Source organism: Amycolatopsis sp. MtRt-6 (assembly GCF_017308975.1).
GTDB lineage: Bacteria > Actinomycetota > Actinomycetes > Mycobacteriales > Pseudonocardiaceae > Amycolatopsis.
Genome location: NZ_JADWPD010000062.1, coordinates 7,932 through 12,381, shown reverse-complemented (window position 1 = coordinate 12,381; position 4,450 = coordinate 7,932). Strand labels below are relative to the sequence as shown.

General features: G+C 67.6%; 2 protein-coding genes and 1 tRNA gene. 2 read left to right on the top strand and 1 reads right to left on the bottom strand.

The features are described from left to right. Positions 1 to 1,041, top strand: a 1,041-nt coding sequence (locus I4Q55_RS48665) for a DUF6537 domain-containing protein (RefSeq protein ID WP_206797837.1), incomplete at its 5' end; no start/stop codon positions are given. Between the two features lie 832 nt (positions 1,042 to 1,873). On the opposite strand, the gene I4Q55_RS48660 is transcribed toward I4Q55_RS48665, so the two are convergent. Then, a tRNA-Ala gene (locus I4Q55_RS48660) sits at positions 1,874 to 1,946 on the bottom strand. A gap of 245 nt (positions 1,947 to 2,191) precedes the next feature. Between I4Q55_RS48660 and I4Q55_RS48655 the strand changes: the two genes are divergently transcribed. Beyond that, positions 2,192 to 4,369 carry an RICIN domain-containing protein gene (locus tag I4Q55_RS48655; RefSeq protein ID WP_242548106.1) on the top strand — a complete coding sequence of 726 codons (2,178 nt, stop codon included), beginning with the start codon at positions 2,192 to 2,194 and terminating at the stop codon, positions 4,367 to 4,369. The last annotated feature ends 81 nt before the right edge of the window (positions 4,370 to 4,450 follow it).

Here is a 4,450-nt window from a genome sequence, read left to right as displayed (position 1 = left end):
CCCGCAACGCCCGATCCGCTGCCCACTGCCGCCGCGCACCCACCGGTGCCTCCGGCACCTGCTTCCGACCGCGCCCCATCGCAAACCTCCGTGATCAAGGTGTTGCGACGACCAGTTGAATCCGCCCAGTACGCCAACATGATCCTGGTCGGGGCGGCGTTCCAGCTCGGCCGGATTCCCATCACCGCGGAATCCCTCGAGACCGCCATTACCCTCAACGGTGCCGCCGCGGCCACCAATCTGCAGGCCTTCCGCCGGGGGCGCCAGGCAATGTCGGACCCTGACGCGTTGCGAGCAGCGCTCACCCCGGAGACCGAACCACCACTCGCCGCCCCGGCCCCGTCCGGCGAGGTGGCCAGGCTGGCGTCGGTGGTGGAGGCGATCAGCGGCTCACGGCTCGCCGAGCTCGTCACGCGTCGCACCGCCGAGCTCATCGCCTACCAGGACACGGCCTACGCGCGGGACTACGTCACCTTCGTCGAGAAGGTGCGCGCCACCGAGGAAACCGCGATCCACGGGTCCGCCGAACTGGCCGAAGCCGTGGCGACCCACCTGTTCAAACTGATGGCCTACAAAGACGAATACGAAGTCGCCCGACTCATCCTCGACGAAGCCTTCGACGCGTCCATCCGGCAAGAGTTCGGCCCGGACGCGGCTTACCGGGTCAAACTGCACCCACCGTTGCTGCGCTCGATGGGCCTGAAGCGGAAGATCTCGTTCACGGCGAAGTCACGCCCGGTGTTCCGCCTGCTGTATGCCTTGCGACGCCTCCGCGGCACTCCGCTGGACGTGTTCGGTTACCACTCGGTGCGCCGGATGGAGCGCGACCTCATCACGCAGTACCGCGACGCCATCGACGAACTGCTGCCCCGGCTCAGCCCCCACACCGTGGCGACCGCGACCAAGATCGCCGCACTCCCCGACATCATCCGGGGCTACGAGCAGATCAAAGTGGGCAACGTGCACCGCTACCGCACGGAACTCGAACGGCTTCGCGACGAATTCCTCGAAGGCCACCGGCTCGGCCAGGCAGCCCGATGAGCACGACTTCACGAGGAGTCGAGTGTGAGCTCCGTGCGGACCTCGTCGCCCGGCACCCAAACCGCGACCTGCTGCTCGATCTCCTCGTTCCGGGCAGCCGGACCGTGGCCGGTGGTGGTGTGATTTCCAGTTCGTGAGCGCGCTCGAGAACGCCGAGGTCGTCGTCTTTCCACGACGTCACGAAGCTCTCCCTAAGCAACCTGAACCGCATGCCCGGGACAAGTCGGAGGGCGCGTCGGCGCAGTGTCTGCCCGAGCAGCAGGAGTCCGGAAGCACGGTCGACAGGCTCCTCGGAAGCGTCCGCTCGATGCGCCCTTGGACGAGGCGCGACGCGAGGACGCAGCCCATCACGCGGCCCACCAGAGGTCGATATCAGCCGACATCTTCCGTCTTCGTCTGCGCTTCGGTGCGACCAGGTCGCGACGGGCTCGGTTCCTTGCTGAAACCCTCATCCGCCGCTACCCGCAGCGTCCGCCTGAACCCGCCCGGCACCGTCACGCACAGACGACAATCGACGTCGTCGCTCCGGACCTGCAATCTCAGTGCGATAAGGAGTGGCCGACAGCCACGGGCAATCACGGAGAGCAACTCAGAGCGCAGTGGGTCCTTGCTGTACCCGGCGAGAAGGCCGTCGACCGGACCACCTATGCCGCAGAGGCCAAGACGGCGGCCGGTCTGCGACGCATCAATCCTGATCCGATGCAAGAATGGCGCCGACTTCAGCGTCTGACCTGGCGTCCTGTACGGCAGCGAACCCTGATCAGACGCCAATCGAACCGCTGCACATAACGAAACCGACTCAACTCGGCGTCGCATGTCCAAAATACATCTGTGGAGCTAAGGGGACTCGAACCCCTGACCCCCTCACTGCCAGTGAGGTGCGCTACCAGCTGCGCCATAGCCCCGAGGCGAAGGTGAACTCCGCATCTCGTATGCCCATACAGTACACCCCGCCAAGACCCCCTTCGCACGGGGGTCCCAAAGCGATCCAAAGCCCGCTGACCAGCGCATTCACACCTTATTTTTAGTCCTGTATTGACGTCTCGGTGTGGCCGCCGTTACATTTTGCGCGGTTGTGACGCCGAGGTCCCCGCCCGTTACGCCGCGTCTCCAAGACCGGGCACACCTCTTGATGAACGAGGAGGCTCGAATGAAGACGAGACGGCGGGTGACGACGCTGCTCGCGGCAGCGTCGGTCCTGGTCGGGACCATGACAGCGACGGCGGAAGCCGCCATTGCCCCGGACGGGTGGTACACCGTCGCCGCCGCCAGCAGTGGCAAGTGCGTCGACGCGCGGGGCGCCGGGGGCTCCGATGGCACCGTTGTCCAGCAGTACACCTGCAACCAGACCGCTTCGCAGCAGTGGCAGTTCCAGTCCACCGGCGACGGCTACTTCCGGGTGAACGCCCGGACCAACCCGGCCGCCGGCTGGGACGTCAAGGACGTCTCCGCCGCCGATGGTGGCCTGCTCCAGCTCTGGACCTACGGGGGCGGCGCCAACCAGCAGTGGCAGGCCGTCGACGAAGGGAACGGGCGCTACCACTTCGTCAGCCGCAACAGCGGGAAGTGCCTCGACGTCCCCGGCGCCTCCGCCGGCGACGTGCAGCTCCAGCAGTACACCTGCAACGGCACCGCCGCCCAGTCCTTCATGCTGACCCCCGTGAACACGAGCCAGCCGGGTCAGCCGGACTTCGGGCCGAACGTCGTGATCTTCGACCCGTCCATGCCGAGCTCGACCATCCAGAGCCGGCTCAACAGCATCTTCGCCCAGCAGGAACGCAACCAGTTCGGCGGCCAGCGCTACGCCGTGATGTTCAAGCCCGGCACCTACGCCAACGACGTCAACGTCGGCTTCTACACCCAGGTCCTCGGCCTGGGCCTCAGCCCCGACGCCGTCAACATCAACGGCGCCGTGCACGTCGAGGCCGACTGGTTCCCGCCGCAGAACGCCACCCAGAACTTCTGGCGCGGCGCCGAGAACCTGTCCGTGACGCCGAACGGCGGCGCCGACCGGTGGGCCGTCAGCCAGGCCGCGCCCTACCGTCGCATGCACGTCCGCGGTGACCTGCAGCTCGACGACGGCGGCTGGGCCTCCGGCGGCTGGATCTCCGACTCGAAGATCGACGGCCAGGTCCGCTCCGGCTCGCAGCAGCAGTGGATCTCGCGCAACTCGCAGTTCGGCAGCTGGAACGGCTCGAACTGGAACATGGTCTTCGCCGGCGTTCAGGGCGCGCCTGCCAACACCTTTCCGACGCCGCCGTACACGACCGTCGGCCAGACACCGGTCGTGCGCGAGAAGCCGTTCCTCTCCATCGACAGCGCCGGCAAGTACCAGGTGTTCGTCCCCAGCCTGAAGACCAACGCGTCCGGCACGACCTGGGCGAACGGCGCCGCGCCGGGCACGTCGCTGCCGATCGACCAGTTCTACATCGCCAAGCCCGGCGCCACCGCCGCGGACCTGAACGCCGCGCTCGCCGCGGGCAAGAACCTGCTGGTCACGCCCGGCGTCTACCACCTGAACCAGACGCTGCGCGTCACCCGCCCGGACACCGTCGTGCTCGGCCTCGGCATCGCCACGCTGATCCCCGACAACGGCATCACCGCGATGACCGTGGACGACGTCGACGGCGTCAAGGTCGCCGGCCTGCTGATCGACGCCGGCACGACCAGCTCGGCCACGCTCATGCAGGTCGGCCCGGCCGGCTCGGCCGCGAACCACGCCGCGAACCCGACGTCGCTGCATGACGTCTTCTTCCGGATCGGCGGCGCCGCCGTCGGCAAGGCGGCGACCAGCCTGGTCGTCAACAGCGGCAACGTGATCGGCGACCACCTGTGGATCTGGCGTGCCGACCACGCCGAGCGCACCGAGTACGTCGGCTGGACCACCAACACCGCCGACACCGGCCTGATCGTCAACGGCGACGACGTCACGATGTACGGCCTCTTCGTCGAGCACTACCAGAAGACGCAGGTGGTCTGGAACGGCAACGGCGGCCGCACCTACTTCTTCCAGAACGAGATGCCCTACGACGTGCCGAACCAGGCGAGCTGGATGAACGGCTCGACGCCGGGCTTCTCCGCCTACAAGGTGGGCCCGGACGTCACCAGCCACGAAGCCTGGGGCCTGGGCAGCTACTGCTACTTCAGCACCAACCCGTCGGTGACCAGCGCGCACGCGTACGAGGCGCCGGACACGCCGGGTGTCCGGTTCCACGACATGGTGACCGTCTCACTCAACTACCAGGGCACGATCACGCACGTGATCAACAACATCGGCCCGGCGACGCCGCCGGGGACCAAGGCCGTCAACCTGGTGAGCTACCCCTGAGCAACCGGCGTGGGGGGGGGGGGGGGGGGGGGGGGCCCCCCCCCCCCGGGGGGGGCAAACAAACACGGGGGTGGGGGGGCG